The following is a 17744-nucleotide window of genomic DNA, read 5'->3' as shown; positions in this document are numbered from 1 at the left end:
GGGCGGGGGCGGGGTGTTTCGGGGCCTCAGGCCGTCATTCCGGGGCGGCTCGCAGAGCCGAACCCGGAATCCATCGGGCGGCGGAGTTGGTCGATGAATGGATTCCGGGCTCGCGCCGAGCGGCGCGTCCCGGAATGACAGGAAGGGCTACTTCGCCTTTTGCATCTTCGTCACCGTGTACCCCGAGGCCGCCTCCTCGGCCTCGAAGGTCACCTTGTCGCCGACCTTCACCTGCTTGAGCATGGCGGGATCCTTGACGCGATAGACCATGGTCATGGGGTCCTCCATGCCGAGGCTCTTCGCCGGACCGTGCTTGAGCGTGATCTTGCCGGCGCCCTCGTCGATTTTCTTGACCTCGCCGCTGATCGAGGCCGCCTCGGCCGCCAGAGCTCCGTTGGCAACGCTCAATGTCAGCGCCAGCGCGGCGGAGATACGGATGATGCGGTTCATGGCAGACTCCCTTCGCGTTACTTGACGGTGACGTGGCCGACCATGCCGTAATCGCGGTGGTCGGGAATGAGGCACGAATATTCGAACGTGCCGGGCTTGCTGAATTTCCAGAGGATCTCGGCCGTCTTTTGCGGCGCGAGCCTGACCCCGTTGGGTTCGTCGTGCTCCATATGCGGATGCTTCTTCATCTCCGCCGCATGCGCGAGATTCTCCTTGGTGGTGGCGAGCAGGAATTCGTGGTCCTCCTTGCCGACATTGCGCAGCACGAAGCGGATCTGCTCGCCGCGCTTGACCTCGATCCGGGCGGGTGCGTAGTCCATCTCGTTGAGCAGGATCTCGATGGTGCGCGCGGGCTTCTTGGGGTCGCCGGGCTCGCCGGCCGAGAAAGTCGCGTGAGAGTGCTTGTCGTGCGCAAAGGCCGGCGCGGTCGACAGCGCAACCAGCGCGAGGCCAAGCTTGATCGTCTTCATCGTCATCTCCAGTTTATGGTTCATCGAAACGCTCTCACATCTTGTGCTTCATCGGTGGGCTGCCGCGCTGCTGCCGTGCCGGCTCCGCGGCCGGCGCCGCGACCTCGTAGGCGACGGTGCCCTTCGGGAATTGGTAGGGACCCGGATCGCGATAATCGTCGCGCGCGAGGTCCTCGCGGATCTTCATCACCGTGAACATGCCGCCCATCTCGATCGGGCCGAACTGGCCGGTGCCGGTCATCATCGGCAGCGTGTTGTCGGGCGCCGGCATCTCCATGTTGCCCATCGCCATGCCGGTCGAGCCCATCGCCATGCCGTCGGGCGCGAGCTTGCCGACCGCCTTGGCGAGATCCTTGCGTGACACGCCGATCAGGTTGCGCACGTCGTGCCCCATCGCGTTCATGGTGTGATGCGACTTGTGACAGTGGAACGCCCAGTCGCCGGGATTGTCGGCGAGCACGTCGAACACCCTGACGGCACCGACCGGCACGTCGGTCGTCGTCTCCGGATATTGCGCGCTCTCCGGAATCCAGCCGCCGTCGGTGCAGGTCACCGCAAAGCTGTGGCCGTGCAGATGGATCGGATGGTTGGTCATGCTGAGATTGCCGATGCGCACACGCACCTTGTCGCCGAGCCGGACCGCCAGCGGATCGATGCCGGGAAACACCCGCGCATTCCAGGTCCACATGTTGAAGTCGGTCATCTCGTTGACGTGGGGCAGATAGGTGCCGGGATCGACGCGATAGGTGCTCATCACGAAGACGAAGTCGCGGTCGACCGGCCGGAAGTTTTGATCGCGCGGATGCACGACGACCATGCCCATCATGCCCATCGCCATCTGCACCATCTCGTCGGAATGCGGGTGGTACATGAAGGTGCCGCTCTTCCTCATCTCGAACTCGTAGACGAAGGTCTTGCCGGGCTGGATGTGCGGCTGGGTCAATCCGCCGACGCCGTCCATGCCGCTCGGAATGATCATGCCGTGCCAGTGCACGGTGGTGTATTCGGGCAAGCGGTTGGTGACGAAGATGCGGAGCTTGTCGCCTTCGACCGCCTCGATCGTCGGTCCGGGCGACTGGCCGTTGTAGCCCCACAGGTTCACCTTCATGCCCTCGGCGAACTCGCGCACCACGGGCTCGGCGACGAGATGGAATTCCTTCCAGTCGCCGTTCATGCGGAACGGCAGCGACCAGCCGTTCAGCGTCACCACGGGGCGATAATCGGGTCCGCTGACGGGATGGAGCGGCGGCTGCATCACCACCTTGTCCATGTGCGGGGCTTCCGGAATCGAGGCGGCCTGCACGCGGCCTTGAACCGCGGATGCGCCGACGAGCGCGGCGGTCCCCAAAAATCCTCGGCGGGAAAACATCACGGTCTCCATGTCAATGGCCGCCGGCATCGGCAGGCGCTGCCGCGGCGATGGTGGTTGGATTGTCGCTGCCGGCGGCCGGCGCGCCGCCGCCGTTGACGGCGGTCTGCAAGTCGGCCTGGGCGAGGAAGAATCTCTGCCTGGCGTCGATCGCGCCGCGCAGCGAGGCGAGGCGCTGCCGCGCCTCGGTCAGCAGCGCGAAGATGTCGACCTGCATGCTGGAGAAGCGCAGCTGCATCTCCTCGGTGATGATCTTGCGCAAGGGGATGATCTCGCGCTGGTAGTGGCTGGCGATGTCGTAGGTCGAGCGATAGACGCGATAAGCATCGCGCGCTTCCGAGCGCACGTTGACGGCGCGCTCGGTCAGGCGGTTGAAGGCGAGATTGTAGGTCTCCGTCGCCTGCCGCACCCGCACCTCGCCGCCGTCGAAGATCGGGATCTGGAACTGGACGTCGAAGCCGCGCTCGCGGAATGCTGGCCCTTCCGGATCCTGGGTACGCCGTGAGATGCCGGCGAGGTCGAGCAGGGTCACGAAGCGCGTCGCCTCCGTGAGGTTCATGGCCTTGGCCAGTGCCACCAGCTCCAGCCGCGCGATCTGCAGGTCGATGCGATGGGCGACCGCGTCGGCCTCGATCGAAGGCAAGGTCAGCGGCCGGCGCGGCAGCGGCGGCAACGCGTTCGGCAGGCGGAAGTCGAGGCCGCCGTCCCACAGCCCCATCAAACGTGCCAGCCGTTCGCGAGCGCTCGCCGCGGTCTGTCGCGCGGTGGCGAGGTCGGCCGTGGTCTCCGCGTAAAACACCTGCTCGCGGGCCTGGTCGAGCTTGTTGAGGGAGCCGGTCTCGCCGAGCTTGACGGCGAGCTGTGCGGTCGATTCCGCCGTCGCCTTGGCGTCGGTCAGCAGCACCACCATCTCGTTGTCGGCGACGGCGCGCCAATAGGCGCGGCGGACGTCGGCGGCGAGCCGCAGCGTCGCCAGCGCCGCGCGCAATTGGGCCTGACGAAAACGCTCGCGGGCGATGTCGGAGCGGAACGGCAGGGTGGCGAGCGCGAGGATGTCGCCGACCACCTGGCGTTCGATCTCGCTGGCGCCATTGCCTGTGATGCGCGAGATCGAGAACACGGGATTGGGCGGCAGGCTCTGCTCGACCAGATCGGTCTCGGCCAATGCAAGCTCGTTATAGGCGGCTTGCAGTCCCTTGTTGTTGAGCAGCGCGATCTGTACCGCGCTCTCGGCGCTCAGCGTGCGCGCCAGCAATTGGCGAACGCGCGCCTCGACCGCGCCGGCGCCGTCGGCCGTTCGCACGAAGGCGACGTCCTTGTCGATGGTCCGGCTGGTCAGCTCAGAGACGGCGCTCATGCCGCTGTCGGGCGAGAACGCGGCGCAGCCGGAGACGCTGAACGCGGTGAGGATGAGCAAGCCTCGCGCAAGATGGCATGTCATGGCGCGCTCCTACCGGTCCTGCTTCGGTTGCGGCGTGACGGCGCCATTGCGATCGCGCCATGGCGCGGGCGTGGCCGGCCGCAGGCTGGTGTAGGGCGCGATGGTCGAGCGATAGCCGACCGGCGCGACCTTCGCCGCCGGATCGGCAGGATCGGCGGCCGCGACCTGCGTGGTGGCCGGCATGCAGCCGGACAGCGCCAGCGCAACCAGGGCCAGCGGCGGCCAATAGAATCGAAAGTGTCGTCCACGCACCGCAGATGTTGCGGCGGACTCCGCCCCGGAAAGCGTCAGCATGATTCATCCCTGATCTGAAGGACCACAGGCCCGCGCGCGCGGAGAGCGCGCAACAGCCCGAAATCGTCGCGTCAGATCAGGCGATGGGAGGGCGGTAGTGCTGGGGCGGCGCCGCGCTGTGCAGGCTGGCCACGATCTCCGGCGCACAGGCGGTGACGGGCAGAGGCGGCATGGCGACGCTGGGCAGATCGGCCGGCAGCGCGCTCACGCACATCATCGCGCAGCACGGGCCGACCGTTCCCTTGCCGCCATGATGATGCGGCGCCGGGGTATCCCGTTCGGCGGTCTGGTGATGCGAGTGCGGTCCGGCGTGCTGATGCGAGGTGGCATCATGTCCGTGGCCGGCAGGCATCTGATGATGCGCCGGCACGGCCTCATCGAGGCAGGGCGCCGGGCCGTTGCTCCAGGCGAGGCCCGCTGCCGGCGCGAGCACGCAGAACAGATAGGCGAGGGCCAGGAGGCGCCCCACCTTGATCCGTACCGATCGTCTCAATCGCAGCAACATTGCGTCGTCAGGTTCCCGCGCGGCGATGGCGCCTGCGCCGATTGCAAGTTAATCGCAAACGGAGCAGCCGCCAAGCACCTTGTTACCGCAGTGCACCGCGCATGCCCAATATCGCGCCACGATGCTTGACCGTAAAGCGCTCAGCGAACATGGTCCCGCCGTGCTTGCGCCAAATCATCCAGGACAGAAACCGGCCTCCTTCACGCCTGATTCGCGTCAGGCCTGGGTGCGCCTCGTGCTTGCGCTCGTCATCGGCTCGATCGGCGCCGTCGGCATGTGGGCCGTCGTGGTCGTGATTCCCGTGGTGCAGGCCGAATTCGGGGCCACGCGCGGCGCCGTGTCGCTGGCCTTCACGCTGATGATGTTCGGTTTCGGGCTCGGCGGGGTGATCGCCGGCAAGATCACCGACCGGTTCGGCATCGTGCTCGCGATGGCGATCAGCATCGCCTTTCTCGGCATCGCCAATGTACTCGCGGGCCTGTCGACCCAGCTCTGGCAGTTCGTCGCCGCCTATTTCCTGATCGGCCTCGGCACCTCGGCGACCTTCGCGCCGCTGATGGCGGAAGCCTCGCATTGGTTCGAGCGCTATCGCGGCCTTGCCGTGACCATCGTCGCCAGCGGCAATTATGTCGCGGGAACGATGTGGCCGCCGATCGTGAGCTGGGGCACCGAGACGATCGGCTGGCGCTACACCCATATCGGCATCGGCATCGTCTGCGCCAGCACGATGGCGCTTCTGGTCCTCGTCCTGCGCGCGCAGATGGGCGACGAGCATGTCCGCGACCATGCCAATGCGCCGCCGCCCCGCGTCGATCTCAAGCTGTCGACCAACACGCTGACCGTGCTGCTATCGATCGCCAGCATCTCCTGCTGCGTCGCCATGGCGATGCCGCAGGTGCACATCGTCGCCTATTGCGGCGATCTCGGCTATGGCGTGGCGCGCGGCGCCGAGATGCTGTCCTTGATGATGGGCTGCGGCATCGTCAGCCGGATCGGCTCCGGCTATCTCGCCGACAAGATCGGCGGCATCCACACGCTGCTGGTGGGATCGCTGGCGCAGGGATTTGCGCTGGTGTTCTATCTGTTCTTCGACAGCCTCGCCTCGCTCTATCTCATCTCCGCGATGTTCGGCCTGTTCCAGGGCGGCATCGTGCCGAGCTACGCCATCATCGTGCGCGAGGCGATGCCGGCGAGCGAGGCGGCGACGCGCGTCGGCATCGTGATCTTCGCCTCGGTGTTCGGCATGTCCTTCGGCGGCTGGGTGTCGGGCGTCATCTTCGATGCCACAGGCTCCTATGCCGCGGCGTTCGCCAACGGCGTGGCCTGGAACGCGCTCAACATCGGCATCGTCGTGCTGCTCCTGATCCGCTCGCGGATGAGTTCGGCGAAGGCTGGCCCTGGTTTCGCGACTTAGGGCGACTTTTCGCCGTCAGCAGCGAACAGCCGGATCTCGCATTTTCCGTTCGACTATCGTTTCCGCTTTGCGGCCGGCTTCGCCGGCTTGGCCGCGCGCGCCTTGGTCTTGGCACTGGGCTGCACGCGTAAGCCATCGACGAACACGTCGAGCATGCGCAGCACCGAGGATTGCCAGCCGGGCTGGTCGTGCATGTAGCACATCCCGATCAAGGCTCTGAGCAAATCCTCCGGGCTGATGTCGCCGCGCATCTCGCCGGCCGTGACGGCGCGGTCGAGCAGCGAGCCGATCGCCTTGGTCAGCCGGTCCATCGAAAACGCCGCGAGCTCCGACGAGCTCTGGAAGGTCAGCGCCAGCGCGGCCGACATGCCTTTCTTGGTGGCGACGAATTCGACGTTGGACCGCAACCAGCGCCTGAGCGCATCGACCGGGTCCTTGGCGTTCTTCAGTTGCTCGGCCAGCTCGCTGAGTTGCTCGACCTCACGGCGATACACCGCCTCGAACAATGCCTCGCGCGTCGGAAAATGCCGATAGAGCGTGCCGATGCCGACGCCGGCGCGTTTGGCGACGGCTTCCAGGCTGGCCTCGGGGCCGCCCGCATTGAACACGGCCTTGGCCGCTTCGAGCACGCGCTCGCGGTTGCGCACGGCATCGGCGCGGGGCTTCCGAATCTGGTCGGTGTGGTCGTCCATAGCGCGCAATGTAGATCACGAATTGGTTAGATTGAACCCTCGCCGGACCTCCGCAGGGCTCATCGCGTTGGTGGCGCACGGGCTTTTGACGAATTCCAAATATTTCCGGGCGGGCCTTGTTAAACGGAGGGTGCCTCCGTATCTTCGCCTAGCTGTTGGCCGGCTTCCGCCTGGCCGACGCATATCGACGGCAGCCACGGCGGTGGCGCGCTGCGCGATGACTCATGTCCAAATCTGATCGGAGCCTTGTATGAACCACTCCATCAGCCTCACCGTGAACGGTGCGCGGCGCGACTTCGTCCTCGACGATCCGCGCGTCACGCTGCTCGATCTCCTGCGTGAGCGCCTCCATCTCACCGGAACCAAGAAGGGATGCGATCGCGGCCAGTGCGGCGCCTGCACCATCCTGGTCGACGGCAAGCGCATCAATTCCTGTCTCGCGCTCGCCGTCAGCCATGACGGCGCCGACATCCTCACCATCGAGGGCGTTGCGCGCGGCGACCAGCTGCACCCGGTGCAGGCCGCCTTCATCGCCCATGACGGCTTTCAATGCGGCTTCTGCACGCCCGGCCAGATCATGAGCGCGATCGGCATGATGCAGGAAGCGCAGGCCGGCAACGATCCCGAGCGCATCCGCGAATGCATGAGCGGCAATCTCTGCCGCTGCGGCGCCTATGCCGGCATCGTCGATGCCGTGCTCGATGCGCAAGGACAGATGGACCAATCCAACCAGAGGCGCTCGGCATGAAACCGTTCGAGTACATCAGGCCCGCCACGGTCGCCGAGGCCGTCGCCGCCGCAGCCCAGTCCGGCGCCGCCTATCTCGCCGCCGGCACCAATCTGCTCGATCTGATGAAAGGCGGCGTCAGCCGTCCGGATCGCCTGGTCGACGTCACCCATCTCGACGGGCTCGATGCCATCGAGACTCTCGCCGACGGTTCGTTGCGCATCGGAGCGCTGGTGAGCAATGCCGATCTCGCGCATGACCCGGCCTTTGCAAAGTCCTATCCGGCCGTCGCCGAGGCGCTGCTCTCCGGCGCCTCGGCGCAATTGCGCAATGCCGCGACCGTCGGCGGCAATCTGTTGCAACGAACGCGCTGCGCGTATTTCTACGACACCGCCAGCCGCTGCAACAAGCGCGAGGCCGGCAGCGGATGCGATGCCCTCGAGGGCGAGAACCGCACCCACGCCGTGCTCGGCTGGAGCGAGAATTGCATCGCCACGCATCCATCCGACTTCTGCGTGCCGCTGGTCGCGCTCGATGCCATGGTCGAGATCGAGGGCAGGGGCGGCCGTCGCGAGATCGCGCTCGACGAGCTGCATCGTCTGCCCGGCGACACGCCCGCGCGCGAATCCGCGCTTGAGCCCGGCGACCTCATCGTCGCGGTGCGCCTGCCGCCGGCGGCGCACGCGTTTGCGGCGCACGCGCGCTACCTCAAGGTCCGCGAGCGCACCTCCTACGCCTTCGCAGTCGTCTCGGCCGCCGCCGCGTTGCGGATCGAGAACGGCAAGATCGCCGAAGCCCGGCTCGCGCTCGGCGGCGTTGCCGCAAAGCCATGGCGGGCCCGCGCCGCGGAGGACGTGCTGAGGGGCGTCGCGCCCGCGGCAGATGTGTTCCAGGAGGCCGCCCGGCGTGCGCTGACCGACGCGAAGCCGTCCGGCGACAATGCCTTCAAGATCGAGCTCGCGCGCCGCATCGTCGTGCGCGCGCTGACCCTCGCCGCCGCCGGTACGCCCGCGCGCCTGCCGGCGCTGCCGGCGTCTCCCTTTGCCTCGACGTCCGGAGCCATTCATGCCTGAGCTCAACCTCACCAGCGCACCCGCCCATATCAGGCACGGTTCGAACATCGGCCAACCGCTGACCCGCCGTGACGGCGTCCTCAAGGTCACGGGGCAGGCGACCTATGCCGCCGACAATCATCCGCCCGGCATGCTCTATGCGGTGACGGCCGTCGCCGGCATTTCCCATGGCCGTGTGATCTCGCTCGATGTCGCCGCCGCCAAGCGCCATCCCGGCGTCGTCGATGTCATGACGCCGGAGCACAGGCCGCAGCTTGCGATCGATCCGGAGATCAAGACCAATCCGTTCGTGTTCCGGATGGAGGCGTTGCACAGCAACGAAGTCCGTTATGCCAACCAGCCCATCGCGGTCGTGATCGCGGAAACGCTGGAGGCGGCGACGGAAGGCGCGGTGCTGCTGGCGCCGCGCTACGAAACCCTGCCGCCGCTGGTGGGGCTCGACGCCGGCGAGAGCTTCGTGCCGCCGGTCGTCGGCGTCGGCAATCCCACCGAAATTCACCGCGGCGATGTCGAGGCTGGCCTTGCCGCGGCCGAGAAGCGGATCGACGCGACATACGAGACGCCGCCGCAATATCACAACGCGATGGAGCCGCATGGGATCGTCGCAAGCTGGGATGGCGACAGCCTATCGGTGGACATGCCGACCCAGGGTCTGAAGCTGTCGCTGGCGCGCATCGCCGAACTGTTCGGCATCGCGCACGACAAGATCCATATCCGCAGTCCCTTCCTCGGCGGCGGCTTCGGCTCGAAGGGGCTGATGGGGGGGCCGTCGGTGCTCGGCATCATGGCGGCGAAGCTGGTCGGCAGGCCGGTCAAGCTGGTGCTGCGTCGTGAGCAGATGTACGGCCCGGTCGGCCACCGTGCGCCGACGCGTCAGCGCCTACGCCTCGGCGCCGACGGCGAGGGACGTCTGACCGCGCTCGATCACCATGCGCGGACCGTGTCGAGCACGTTCGACGATTTCTACGAGCCCGCGGCCGATGCCTCGCATACGCTCTATGCGGCACCCGCGATCCGCACCTCGCATGACGCCGTACGTGTCCACACGGGAACGCCGCTGTTCATGCGGGCGCCCGGCGAGGCGACAGGCTCGATTGCGCTGGAGAGCGCGATCGACGAGATGGCCTGGGCCTGCGGCATGGATCCGCTGGCTTTCCGCCTGAAGAACTACGCCGAGGTCGAGCCGATCAGCGGCAAGCCGTTTTCTTCAAAGGCGCTACTGGCCTGTTATGAGCAGGGCGCAGCGCGCTTCGGCTGGGCCAAGCGTTCGCTGCAGCCGCGGCAGATGCGCGACGATGCCGGCCTTCTGGTCGGCTGGGGCATGGGCACGGCGACCTTCCCGGCGCTGATGTTCCAGGCGGAAGCCCGCGCGGCGATCCGGCGCGACGGCTCGGGCGTGATGGAGATCGGTGCGCACGACATGGGGCAGGGCGCCTGGACCGCGCTGGCCCAGATCGCGGCTGATGCCGTCGGCCTCGATATCGCGCGGGTCGAGTTCAAGGCGGGGACATCCGACTTGCCCGATGCCGGCATCGCCGGCGGTTCCGCGCATACGGCCACGGCCGGTGCTGCGATCCACAGCGCCGGCGCGGCCGTGATCGCCAAGCTCGCCGATCTCGCCACCGGTGACGAGCGCTCGCCGCTGTTCGGCGCCGGCAATGCCGGCGTGATCGCGCGCGAAGGAAGGCTGGTCCGGCGCGACGACGAGAGCCGCGGCGAGAGCTACGCCGAAATCCTGGCGCGCGCCGGCGTCGCTGAGGTCGAGGCCCGCGGCACGGGAGCGCCGAATCCTGCCGCGATGGAGGAATATGCCATGCATGCCCATGGCGCGGTGTTCGCGGAGGTGAAGGTCGATCCCGAGCTCGCCCAGGTCCGTGTCAGCCGCATGGTCGGGGCGTTTGCCGCCGGGCGGATCGTCAATCCGCGCATGGTGCAGAGCCAGCTGTTCGGCGGCATGATCTGGGGCCTGTCGTTCGCGCTGCACGAGGAGGCGATTACCGATCGCCGTACCGGCCGCATCATGAATGCCAATCTCGGCGAGTACCACGTTCCCGTGAATGCCGACGTGCCGCCCCTCGACGTGATCACGGTCGAGGAGCACGATCCGCACGTCAACGCGCTCGGCATCAAGGGCGTCGGCGAGATCGGCATCACCGGCAGCGCCGGCGCGGTCGCCAACGCGGTCTGGCATGCGACCGGCGTCCGTGTCCGCAAGTTTCCGATCCGGATCGAGGAACTGCTGACGCCACGCTGAGGCGGCAGGCGAGGCGAGGTCTCCTCGCCCCGCCGGGTGTCAGTTCAGCATCTTGCGGAGGGTCTTGATCTGCTCTCGTAGCGCCGCGACGTACTTCTCGAGAGCCGCGCGCAGCTCTCGCGAGTGGAGCTGGTCGGCGTCGCTCAGCACGTCGTGGAGTGCGGCTTCGGCATTGGCGAGGGTGGTCTTCATGCGCGAGCTCCGTCTACGAAGCGGCCCCGGAGAGCCCAGGAGTCCGGGGCCATAACCTCAGCACCTTTGCGCCAGGCTGCTCGGCTACGTTTCCGAATATAGAGCGGTTGAGCCCGCGGAAATTGAGCTGGCTCAATCTGCTTCAGAAAAGGCGGGGCCCCGTATCCTCCCGGATGCGGCTGATGGCGCTTCAGAACGTCGGCGGCGTGCAGGCCGAGATCACCTCGCACGGCTTGCCGCCGACGCAGCGGAACCGGTGCGGCCGGCGGCTCTCGAAATAATAGGCATCGCCCGGGTTGAGAATGCGGCGCTCGTCCTCGACGGTGACTTCGAGCTTGCCCGAGATCACGATGCCGCCTTCCTCGCCCTCATGGACGAGGTGGACGCGGCCGGTGTCGCTGCCGGGCTCGTAACGTTCCTTGAGGATCTGCAGAGTGCGGCCGAACAGATTGTCGCCGATCTGACGGTAGGAGATCGGCTTCTTGCCGACCTCGGTGAGCTCTTCGGCGCGGTAGAAGATCTTGCGCCTGGACTCCGGCTCCAGTGCGAAGAACTCGGCGAGCCCCATCGGGATGCCGTCGAGGATGCGCTTGAGGGCGCCGACCGAGGGGTTCATCTGATTGGATTCGATCAGCGAGATCGTCGAGTTGGTGACCCCGGCGCGCTTTGCCAGCTCGCGCTGCGACAGCTTGTGGCGCGCCCGGATGAATCGCAGCCGTCCACCGATGTCGACGCTCATGGCCCGGATCCCGTGTTGCAGGTGTTGCGGATCGCGCAAATATGGACCTGCAGCCCCAGACAAATCAATGGGTTGTGGCGCAACAGAAAAGGACTTGTTGCGCATTTCAAAGCGTGCCTCTGCTAGCACGTCAGCACAGGAGCGCGGCCGTGACCCTTCATCAGATTCCGAACACTATCAAGACCGACTCGTTCTGGATGCCGTTCACGGCCAACCGGCAGTTCAAGAAGGCGCCGCGCCTGTTCTCCTCGGCCGAGGGCATGCACTACACCACCGTCGACGGCCGCAAGGTGATCGACGGCTCCGCCGGCCTCTGGTGCGTCAATGCCGGCCACGGCCGCAAGCAGATCGCCGCCGCGGTCGAACGCCAGCTGATGACGCTGGACTTCGCGCCGTCGTTCCAGATGGGCCATCCGCTGGCGTTCGACTTCGCCGAGCGGCTCGCCGAGATCGCGCCGAAGGGCCTCGACCGCGTCTTCTTCACCAATTCCGGCTCCGAGTCGGTCGACACCGCGCTGAAGATCGCGCTTGCCTATCACCGCGCCACCGGCCAGGCCAGCCGCACCCGCCTGATCGGCCGCGAGCGCGGCTATCACGGCGTCGGCTTCGGCGGCACCTCGGTCGGCGGCATGGTCGCCAACCGCCGCGCCTTTACCACCCTGCTGCCGGGCGTCGACCACATCCGCCATACCCACGACCTCGGCCGCAACGCCTTCGCCAAGGATCAGCCGGAGCATGGCGCCGAGCTCGCCGACGATCTCGAGCGTCTGGTCGCCCTGCATGGCGCCGAGACCATCGCCGCCGTCATCGTCGAGCCGGTGCCGGGTTCGACCGCGGTGCTGCCGCCGCCGAAGGGCTATCTGCAGCGCCTGCGCGAGATCTGCGACAAGCACGGCATCCTGCTGATCTTCGACGAGGTCATCACCGGCTTCGGCCGCCTCGGCACGCCGTTCGCCGCCAATTTCTTCGGCGTCACGCCGGACCTGATGACGACGGCCAAGGGCATCACCAACGGCACGATTCCCTGCGGCGCGGTGTTTGCGAGCCGCAAGGTGCATGACGGACTGATGGTCGGCCCCGAGAACCAGATGGAGCTGTTCCACGGCTACACCTATTCGGCGCATCCGACCGCCTGCGCCGCGGGCATCGCGACGCTCGACATCTACAAGGACGAGGGGCTGCTGACGCGCGGTGCGTCGATCGCCGAATATTGGCGCGATGCGCTGCATTCGCTCAAGGGCCTGCCGAACGTCGTCGACATCCGCAATTGCGGCTTGATGGGCGCGGTCGAGCTGGCGCCGCGCGACGGTGTCGTCGGCGCGCGCGGCTACGACGTCATGGTCGACTGCTTCAACACCGGCCTTTACCTGCGCATGAGCGGCGACAGCTTCGCGATGTCGCCTCCGCTCATCGTCGAGAAGAGCCATATCGACCAGATGGTCTCGATCCTCGGCGACGCCATCAAGAAGGTGGCCTGATAATTGCTCTCGCCGTTGCGAGTTGTGTCCTTGCAGCGGCGAGCGTGATGCCGCGGGAGTTTGACCAAGCGTGAAAGTTCTGATCCTCGGCAGCGGTGTCATCGGTGTCACCTCTGCCTACTACCTCGCACGTGCCGGCCACGAAGTGACGGTCGTCGACCGTCAACCCGAGCCGGCGCTGGAGACCTCCTTTGCCAATGCCGGCGAGGTCTCGCCCGGCTATTCCTCGCCCTGGGCCGGCCCCGGCGTGCCGGTGAAGGCGGTCAAGTGGCTGCTGATGAAGCACGGCCCGCTGGTGATCCGGCCGAAGCTCGATCCCGTGATGTGGGTCTGGCTGCTCAAGATGCTGCGCAACTGCACCAGCGCGCGCTACGCGGTCAACAAGAGCCGGATGATTCCGATCGCGGAATACAGCCGCGATTCCCTGCGCGACCTGCGCCGCGACATCGGCATTCAATATGACGAGCGCTCGCAAGGCACGCTGCAGCTGTTCCGCTACCAGGCCCAGCTCGACGGCACCGCCGAGGACATCGCCGTGCTCAAGCAATATGGCGTGCCCTTCGAGGTGCTGAGCCGCGAGGGCTGCATCGCGGTCGAGCCGGCGCTCGGCGGCGTGAAGGAGAAGTTCGTCGGCGGGCTTCGCCTGCCGCAGGACGAGACCGGCGATTGCCACATGTTCACGCAGGCGCTGGCCAAGCACGCCCAGGCGCTCGGCGTGCGCTTCATGTTCAACACCTCGATCGACCGCATCGTCACCGATGGCGCGCGCGTCAGCGGCGTTTCGACCAGCGCCGGCCTGCTGCAGGCCGACGCCTACGTGCTCGCGCTCGGCAGCTGGTCGTCGCGGCTCGCTGCCCCACTCGGCATTTCGCTGCCGGTCTATCCGGTGAAGGGCTATTCGATCACGGTGCCGATCAAGGACGCCTCCGGCGCGCCGGAATCGACCGTGATGGACGAAAGCTACAAGGTGGCGATCACGCGGCTCGGCAATCGCATCCGCGTCGGCGGCACCGCGGAAATCTCCGGCTATTCGGACAAGCTCTATGATGCACGCCGTGCCACGCTCGATCATTCGCTGACCGATCTGTTCCCGCGCGGCGGCGATCTCGCTAAAGCGACGTTCTGGAGCGGCCTGCGCCCGATGACGCCGGACGGCCCGCCCGTGATCGGCCCGACCGGGTACGCCAATCTCCATCTCAACACCGGCCACGGCACGCTGGGCTGGACCATGTCCTGCGGCTCGGGCCGCGTGCTCGCCGACATGCTGTCGGGCAAGAAGCCGGATATCGACGTCAGTGCGCTGACGGTGGATAGGTACAATCACCGCTTTGGGTAAGACTCTGCTCCCCGCGTCATCGCGAGGAGCGAAGCGACGAAGCAATCCAGACTGTCTCCACGTCAAGAAGATTGCTTCGCTTCGCTCGCAATGACGGGTGTTGAGACGGCTCGCCCTTTATCTATCACCGTCACCCTGAGGTGGCCGCTTCTTCAGCGGCCCTCGGAGGGCGACGGCCCGGCTGCATCCGGGCCGTGCATCCTTCGAGGCTCGCTGCGCGATGCGATTGCATCGCGCCACTCGCGCCTCAGGATGACGGGTCGAGAGAGTGTGCGCGGTAGCAGCGAAGCTTACACCCCCGTCACGCAATTCACCCACAGCACCACGGCCTTTGCATCATTCGCCGGATTGGAAAACCGATGCGGCCTTCGGCTGGCAAAGCGAAAGCTGTCGCCGGTCTTCAGCGACCAGGTCTCGCTGTCCACCGTGAGCAGCATCTCGCCTTCGAGCACGAGGCCGGCTTCCTCGCCGTCATGGGTGTAGAGCTCGTCGCCGGTGGAGCCGCCGGGTTCCAGATGCACCAGGAACAGGTTGAGCCTGTTGTCGCTGCTCGCCGGGCTGAGCAGCTGCTTGGACACGCCGGTGCGCCAGAGCTTCAGCTCCGGGCGCTGCAGCCCGCGCGTCACCACCTGGTCGGAAGTGCCGTCGGCGCTCGGGCTGGCGCCGAATAATGCGGCGATGCCGACGCCGAGCACGTCGGCGAGCGTCGCCAGCACGCGCAGCGACGGCGACGACAGCCCGCGCTCGATCTGGCTGAGAAAGCCGATCGACAGCTCGGTGCGCGCCGCGACCGTCTCCAGCGAGAACTGCCTGACGCGCCTGAGATCCCGGATGCGGCGACCGACCGCGACGTCCATCGCGGGCTCGGCCGGTTTGGTCACGGCTTTGGATTTCACCCGCTTCGCCGGCTTTGCGGCGGCCGGTCTGCGCATTCTTTTGCCACCGCTCACGTCAAACCGCTTCCTTCATGTGCATGAAAACCGCTTGCATCATCCGCGAAAGTGTGACCAAATTTTCATATTGGTGAAAATAGGCCGAAACGGCGTGGCCCGCAACGTCTGATCAAGGCAACGTCTGATCACGACATGCGCGAGCGCCGCCGCCGGCCGGGCCCAAAGGGGGATGCGATGAAGCGTTTTGGTCTGGCCGCGGTCGCGGCACTCGCAATTGCAACCGCGTTGCCGGCCTCGGCGCAGCAGGTGCTGAAGGTCGGCTCGACCCCGACGGGCATTCCCTTCACTTTCCTCGACACCAAGACCAACACCATCCAGGGCATCATGGTCGATCTCATCACCGAGGTCGGCAAGGATGCCGGCTTCAACGTGCAGATCGAGCCGATGCAGTTCTCGGCCCTGATCCCGTCGCTGACCTCGAGCAAGATCGACATCATTGCGGCCGCGATGTTCATCACGCCGCCGCGCAAGGAGGTCGTCGACTTCTCCGACCCGATCTACAGCTACGGCGAGGGCCTCGTGGTGCCGAAGACCGACACCAAGGCCTATGCCACGCAGGAGGACCTCAAGGGCGAGACCGTCGGCGCCCAGGTCGGCACCGCCTTCGTCGACGCACTGAAGAAGACGGGCCTGTTCACCGAGGTGAAAGCCTACGACACCATTCCGGACATCCTGCGCGACGTGAACACTGGGCGCCTCAAGGCCGGCTACGCCGATTATCCGATCCTTGCCTACAATCTGAAGCAGGGCGGCTTCCCCGAGGTGCGCCTCGTCGAGGGCTACAAGCCCGTCACGGTCGGCTCGGTCGGCATCGGCGTACGCAAAGGCGAAGCCGCGCTGCTCGGCAAGATCAACGCCTCGCTGGCCAAGCTGAAGGCCAACGGCACCATCGCGAAGATCCTGGATAAATGGGGCCTGAAGGCACAGGGCTGATCGTTAGCGACGGATCGATGAAGGCTGCGCGATGAAAGGCTTCTGGCACGACGCCGCCGAGTTCTTCCCGATCCTGATGAATGGCGTCGCGCTGACGATCGTCGTCACGATCGGCTCGCTGCTGCTCTCGACGGTGCTCGGCCTGCTCTGGGCGATGATGCGGGTCTCCGGCATCAAGGCGCTGTCGATGCTCAGCGCCAGTCTGATCAACGTGATCCGGGGCATCCCGATCATCGTGCTGCTGTTCTACCTCTACTTCGTGATGCCTGATCTCGGCGTCACGCTGTCGGCCCTGCAGGCCGCGATCCTCGGGCTCGGCATTGCCTATTCGGCCTACCAGGCGGAAAATTTCCGCGCCGGCATCGAGGCGATCGACAAGGGCCAGATCGAGGCGGCGCAATCCATCGGCATGGGCTGGTGGCTCACCATGCGCCGCGTGGTGCTGCCGCAGGCCGTGCGTATCGTGCTGCCGCCCTACGGCAATGTCATGATCATGATGCTGAAGGACTCTTCGCAAGCGTCCACCATCACGGTCGCCGAGCTTGCGCTGCAGGGCAAGCTGATCGCGTCCTCGACCTTCAAGAACACCAGCGTGTTCACGCTGGTGGCGCTGATGTATCTCACCATGAGCATTCCGCTGATCCTGCTGGTCCGACACTTCGAGAAGCGGGCCGGCAAGCGATGATCGAGCTGAGCGACGTCCACAAGAGCTTCGGCAAGGTCGAGGTGCTCAAGGGCATCACGGCCTCGGTCGCGAAGGGCGAGGTGGTCTGCATCGTCGGTCCCTCCGGCTCCGGCAAGTCCACCATCCTGCGCTGCATCAACGGGCTGGAAAGCTACGACCGCGGCGACATCAGCGTCGAGGGCCTGAAGGTCGACCGCGACGCGCCGTCGATCGTGAACATCCGCACCCAGGTCTCGATGGTGTTCCAGCGCTTCAACCTGTTCCCGCATCGCACGGCGCTGGAGAACGTGATCGAAGGGCCGCTCTTCGTGAAGAAGGAGCCGCGGGCGCAGGCGCTGGAGCGCGGCCGCGCGCTGCTCGCGCAGGTCGGCCTCGCCGAGAAGGCCGATGCGCATCCGCCGCAGCTCTCCGGCGGCCAGCAGCAGCGCGTCGCGATCGCGCGGGCGCTGGCGATGCAGCCCAAGGCCATCCTGTTCGACGAGCCGACCTCGGCGCTCGATCCCGAACTGGTCGGCGACGTGCTCGGCGTGATGCGCAAGCTCGCCGACGACGGCATGACCATGGTCGTCGTCACCCACGAGATGGGCTTTGCCCGCGACGTCGCCGACCGTGTGCTGTTCATCGACGGCGGCGTCATCGTCGAGCAAGGGGCAGCCAAGACCGTCCTCAATCAACCCCAGCATCCGCGGACGCAGGATTTCCTGCGCCGCGTGCTGCATCCGCTCTGACCGGTCTTCGC

19 protein-coding genes are annotated in these 17744 nt (G+C 66.4%); 9 read left to right on the top strand and 10 right to left on the bottom strand.

Annotated elements, in window-relative coordinates; translation table 11 throughout:
• Nucleotides 1–147 precede the first annotated feature (147 nt).
• The 6 genes from AC066S_RS12640 to AC066S_RS12615 form a co-directional block, all read right to left on the bottom strand.
• Nucleotides 148–450: a copper-binding protein gene (locus tag AC066S_RS12640; protein WP_478269824.1), complete on the bottom strand. Its 303-nt coding sequence runs from the start codon at nucleotides 448–450 to the stop codon at nucleotides 148–150.
• A 17-nt stretch (nucleotides 451–467) separates the two neighbouring features.
• Nucleotides 468–944 carry a cupredoxin domain-containing protein gene (locus AC066S_RS12635; protein WP_430644588.1) on the bottom strand — a complete coding sequence of 159 codons (477 nt, stop codon included), beginning with the start codon at nucleotides 942–944 and terminating at the stop codon, nucleotides 468–470.
• Between the two features lie 10 nt (nucleotides 945–954).
• The gene (locus AC066S_RS12630) at nucleotides 955–2289 is read right to left on the bottom strand and encodes a copper oxidase (RefSeq protein ID WP_126260132.1); all 1335 of its coding nucleotides are present in this window, start codon (nucleotides 2287–2289) and stop codon (nucleotides 955–957) included.
• 13 nt (nucleotides 2290–2302) lie between these two features.
• Nucleotides 2303–3730, bottom strand: a complete 1428-nt coding sequence (locus AC066S_RS12625; protein WP_478269823.1) for a TolC family protein — start codon at nucleotides 3728–3730, stop codon at nucleotides 2303–2305.
• A gap of 9 nt (nucleotides 3731–3739) precedes the next feature.
• Nucleotides 3740–4024 (bottom strand): hypothetical protein, encoded by a 285-nt coding sequence (locus tag AC066S_RS12620; RefSeq protein ID WP_478269822.1) that lies wholly within the window; start codon nucleotides 4022–4024, stop codon nucleotides 3740–3742.
• A gap of 76 nt (nucleotides 4025–4100) precedes the next feature.
• Entirely contained in the window at nucleotides 4101–4493 is a 393-nt protein-coding gene (locus AC066S_RS12615; protein WP_478269821.1) for a hypothetical protein, read from the bottom strand.
• 157 nt (nucleotides 4494–4650) lie between these two features.
• Between AC066S_RS12615 and AC066S_RS12610 the strand changes: the two genes are divergently transcribed.
• Nucleotides 4651–5943 carry an MFS transporter gene (locus AC066S_RS12610; RefSeq protein WP_478269820.1) on the top strand — a complete coding sequence of 431 codons (1293 nt, stop codon included), beginning with the start codon at nucleotides 4651–4653 and terminating at the stop codon, nucleotides 5941–5943.
• Nucleotides 5944–5996: 53 nt separating this feature from the next.
• Here AC066S_RS12610 and AC066S_RS12605 read toward each other — a convergent pair whose 3' ends face one another.
• Nucleotides 5997–6635 (bottom strand): TetR/AcrR family transcriptional regulator, encoded by a 639-nt coding sequence (locus AC066S_RS12605; RefSeq protein ID WP_478269819.1) that lies wholly within the window; start codon nucleotides 6633–6635, stop codon nucleotides 5997–5999.
• Between the two features lie 250 nt (nucleotides 6636–6885).
• Between AC066S_RS12605 and AC066S_RS12600 the strand changes: the two genes are divergently transcribed.
• From AC066S_RS12600 to AC066S_RS12590, 3 genes are read left to right on the top strand one after another with little or no spacing between them, the layout of a single operon-like run.
• Nucleotides 6886–7383, top strand: a complete 498-nt coding sequence (locus AC066S_RS12600) for a (2Fe-2S)-binding protein (protein ID WP_478269818.1) — start codon at nucleotides 6886–6888, stop codon at nucleotides 7381–7383.
• The gene (locus AC066S_RS12595; RefSeq protein WP_478269817.1) at nucleotides 7380–8435 is read left to right on the top strand and encodes an FAD binding domain-containing protein; all 1056 of its coding nucleotides are present in this window, start codon (nucleotides 7380–7382) and stop codon (nucleotides 8433–8435) included. The genes AC066S_RS12600 and AC066S_RS12595 overlap by 4 nt, the downstream gene beginning before the upstream one ends.
• Nucleotides 8428–10689: a xanthine dehydrogenase family protein molybdopterin-binding subunit gene (locus AC066S_RS12590; RefSeq protein WP_478269816.1), complete on the top strand. Its 2262-nt coding sequence runs from the start codon at nucleotides 8428–8430 to the stop codon at nucleotides 10687–10689. The genes AC066S_RS12595 and AC066S_RS12590 overlap by 8 nt, the downstream gene beginning before the upstream one ends.
• Before the next feature lie 39 nt (nucleotides 10690–10728).
• Here AC066S_RS12590 and AC066S_RS12585 read toward each other — a convergent pair whose 3' ends face one another.
• On the bottom strand, nucleotides 10729–10881 hold the full coding sequence (locus tag AC066S_RS12585; RefSeq protein WP_478269815.1) for a hypothetical protein: 153 nt from the start codon (nucleotides 10879–10881) through the stop codon (nucleotides 10729–10731).
• 190 nt (nucleotides 10882–11071) lie between these two features.
• On the bottom strand, nucleotides 11072–11620 hold the full coding sequence (locus tag AC066S_RS12580) for a cupin domain-containing protein (RefSeq protein WP_126260123.1): 549 nt from the start codon (nucleotides 11618–11620) through the stop codon (nucleotides 11072–11074).
• A gap of 149 nt (nucleotides 11621–11769) precedes the next feature.
• On the opposite strand from AC066S_RS12580, the gene aptA reads away from it, so the two are divergent.
• Nucleotides 11770–13098, top strand: a complete 1329-nt coding sequence (gene aptA / locus AC066S_RS12575) for an omega-aminotransferase AptA (RefSeq protein WP_164718887.1) — start codon at nucleotides 11770–11772, stop codon at nucleotides 13096–13098.
• Between the two features lie 70 nt (nucleotides 13099–13168).
• Nucleotides 13169–14434: a D-amino acid dehydrogenase gene (locus AC066S_RS12570; RefSeq protein WP_478269814.1), complete on the top strand. Its 1266-nt coding sequence runs from the start codon at nucleotides 13169–13171 to the stop codon at nucleotides 14432–14434.
• Between the two features lie 290 nt (nucleotides 14435–14724).
• Here AC066S_RS12570 and AC066S_RS12565 read toward each other — a convergent pair whose 3' ends face one another.
• On the bottom strand, nucleotides 14725–15366 hold the full coding sequence (locus AC066S_RS12565; RefSeq protein ID WP_478269813.1) for a helix-turn-helix domain-containing protein: 642 nt from the start codon (nucleotides 15364–15366) through the stop codon (nucleotides 14725–14727).
• A gap of 195 nt (nucleotides 15367–15561) precedes the next feature.
• Here AC066S_RS12565 and AC066S_RS12560 point away from each other — a divergent pair, with 195 nt between their 5' ends.
• The 3 genes from AC066S_RS12560 to AC066S_RS12550 are packed head-to-tail and all read left to right on the top strand — an operon-like array spanning nucleotide 15562 to nucleotide 17733.
• Complete coding sequence (locus AC066S_RS12560) at nucleotides 15562–16320, top strand: ABC transporter substrate-binding protein (RefSeq protein ID WP_135170370.1); 759 nt, start codon at nucleotides 15562–15564, stop codon at nucleotides 16318–16320.
• 31 nt (nucleotides 16321–16351) lie between these two features.
• Nucleotides 16352–17005 carry an amino acid ABC transporter permease gene (locus AC066S_RS12555; RefSeq protein WP_126260118.1) on the top strand — a complete coding sequence of 218 codons (654 nt, stop codon included), beginning with the start codon at nucleotides 16352–16354 and terminating at the stop codon, nucleotides 17003–17005.
• The gene (locus AC066S_RS12550) at nucleotides 17002–17733 is read left to right on the top strand and encodes an amino acid ABC transporter ATP-binding protein (RefSeq protein WP_135165067.1); all 732 of its coding nucleotides are present in this window, start codon (nucleotides 17002–17004) and stop codon (nucleotides 17731–17733) included. Before AC066S_RS12555 ends, AC066S_RS12550 begins: the two co-directional genes overlap by 4 nt.
• Nucleotides 17734–17744 lie beyond the last annotated feature (11 nt).

This window comes from Bradyrhizobium sp. CFUWI (genome assembly GCF_056429085.1).
The sequence above is the reverse complement of the archived record's forward strand: the minus strand, read 5'-3'. Positions and strand labels throughout refer to the sequence as shown.